This is a genomic window from Bacillus sp. 7894-2 (assembly GCF_002272225.1).
Taxonomy (GTDB): domain Bacteria; phylum Bacillota; class Bacilli; order Bacillales; family Cytobacillaceae; genus Cytobacillus.
In genome coordinates this window covers 1-207 of sequence record NZ_NPDG01000186.1, presented here as the reverse complement: position 1 = coordinate 207, position 207 = coordinate 1, and the positions used below count along the sequence as shown (strand labels likewise).

At 53.1% G+C, this 207-nt stretch carries 1 rRNA gene; it reads right to left on the bottom strand.

The features are described 5' to 3' along the window. Positions 1-207, bottom strand: a 23S ribosomal RNA gene (locus tag CHI10_RS22095); the annotation flags it as partial.

Sequence of the window (207 nt, the reverse complement as noted above, 5' to 3'; positions counted from 1 at the left end):
TCAGCTCCACATGTCTCCACGCTTCCACCTCTGACCTATCAACCTGATCATCTTTCAGGGATCTTACTAGCTTGACGCTATGGGAAATCTCATCTCGAGGGGGGCTTCATGCTTAGATGCTTTCAGCACTTATCCCTTCCGCACATAGCTACCCAGCGATGCCTTTGGCAAGACAACTGGGACACCAGCGGTGCGTCCATCCCGGTC